Origin of the sequence: Mycobacterium sp., assembly GCF_050701675.1 — a bacterium.
Lineage (GTDB): Bacteria > Actinomycetota > Actinomycetes > Mycobacteriales > Mycobacteriaceae > Mycobacterium.
In genome coordinates this window covers 1-1,741 of sequence record NZ_JBOGDD010000167.1, presented here as the reverse complement: position 1 = coordinate 1,741, position 1,741 = coordinate 1, and the positions used below count along the sequence as shown (strand labels likewise).

The 1,741-nt window shown below is 65.8% G+C and carries 2 protein-coding genes; one reads left to right on the top strand and one right to left on the bottom strand.

The window, feature by feature from the left end:
- Positions 1–847 (top strand): oxidoreductase (locus tag ACRDUX_RS04930; protein WP_526411576.1); only part of this gene is annotated, 847 nt, incomplete at its 5' end.
- 32 nt (positions 848–879) lie between these two features.
- Here ACRDUX_RS04930 and ACRDUX_RS04925 read toward each other — a convergent pair.
- Positions 880–1,467 (bottom strand): DUF732 domain-containing protein, encoded by a 588-nt coding sequence (locus ACRDUX_RS04925; RefSeq protein ID WP_526411574.1) that lies wholly within the window; start codon positions 1,465–1,467, stop codon positions 880–882.
- Between the last annotated feature and the right edge of the window lie 274 nt (positions 1,468–1,741).

Sequence of the window (1,741 nt, the reverse complement as noted above, 5' to 3'; positions counted from 1 at the left end):
CGGCACGACCGTGGCGGCGGCGCTTCACGAGGTCGGGCGCACGCCGACAATTTGCGGCCGCTCGCCGCACGAGCATCTGGAGCTGCGCGACGACGGCGGCCATGTCGTCGTGCCGGGGCCCGTGCGGATCGATCCGGCCGAGATCGAGGACACGTTCGACCTGGTCTTCGTCGCGGTCAAGTCGACACAGGTGCGGGCGGCGGCACCGTGGCTCTCCGCACTGTGCACTGCGAAGACCGTTGTCTGCGTGCTGCAGAACGGTGTTGAGCAGAAGGCGCTCGTCGCGCCGTACGCGTCCGGTGGTCCAGTGCTGCCCTCGGTGGTGTGGTTTCCCGCCCAACGCGAATCGGATGCTTCGGTGTGGCTACGCGGCGAGCCGCGCCTCACCTTGCCGGACACGCCGGCGACCAGCGTGGTGCTCGCGGCGCTGCGCGGCACACGGTGCTCGGTCGACGTAGCGGTGGATTTCACGTCCGTCGCATGGCGAAAGCTTCTACAGAACGCGGTCGCGGGCTTGATGGTTCTGGCGGGTCGCCGTGCCGGCATGTTCGCCAGAGCCGACGTCACTGAACTGTCGCTGGCCTACCTACGGGAATGTCTCGAGGTTGCTCGTGCGGAGGGCGCCACACTGGGCGACGAAGTACCGCAAGCGATCCTCGACGGATTTCAAAGTGCTCCAGCCGACCTGGGCACCTCCATCCTCGCCGACCGACAAGCCGGCCGGCCCCTCGAATGGGACAGCCGGAACGGAGTCGTGCTGCGGTGCGGTCGATCTCGCGGCATCCCTACGCCGATCAGCGATCTGGTGGTGCCACTGTTGGCGGCGGCCAGCGACGGACCCGGCTAGAGGCAGTGCTCAACTGACTTGGCGTCGCGCGGTTACTGACCCGGTATCAGTAGCCCACTGCCCGGGGTGGTGGCCGTGGTGGGCAACGCGAACGGGAAGGTCGAGGCAGGGGGATTGGTGCCCGGTAGCTGAAAGGGGCTGGCCGGGGCGGCGCTGTCGGCCAGGGTTTGCAGCGGTCCTGGCACGCTGCCGTTGGCCAGCGATGTCATGAAGCTCGGGCACTGCGACTGAATTGCCATGCTCGTGACCCAGCCTGCAATGTCCGCAGACAAGCCGGTGTGCCCTGACAGCTCGGCGGCCGTCGAGCCGACTGTCGCGCCGGGTTTCACCAGCATCGGGCAGATCGACTGCCCGATGCCGGCAAGCGTGGTGCTGAGCGGGCCGTTGTTGCCGATCCCGACGTCGTTCAATGCATTGGCGGCCGCATCGCTCGACTGGTCGGCATGTGCGGGCGAGGGCCACATTGCGGCCGCCGCGATGATGCCCAGGGTCACCACCAGCGGGCGGCCGACCAGCGCGAACCCATTGACGAAGTCGGACCACGCCATTCGTTGGCGCACCACCATCGCGTTGTGCAGCGTCGGTGACGTCCACGGGCTGTGCATCGTCATGAGGGTCATCGAGAACTCCCGGCTCGCCGTTGAAGTGCCTCGTTGCACTTATTTCACTTTGGTAACACTGGGCCCCAAAGGTCACGTCTAGAACACGAAATGATCAAGGTTCGCAACGTAAGCGTTTTCTTATCGATGCCTCAAAGAGTCCAATGCGACACTCCGCCGCTTTGCCGAACGCCCAGATCCGGGCTCGGCCGGTGTCGACACCGATAGCCGGCGATTCATCGGCTACGGGGATCCGCACGGATAAGAGTTGGAAGGCAGCCATGGCAATGAACAC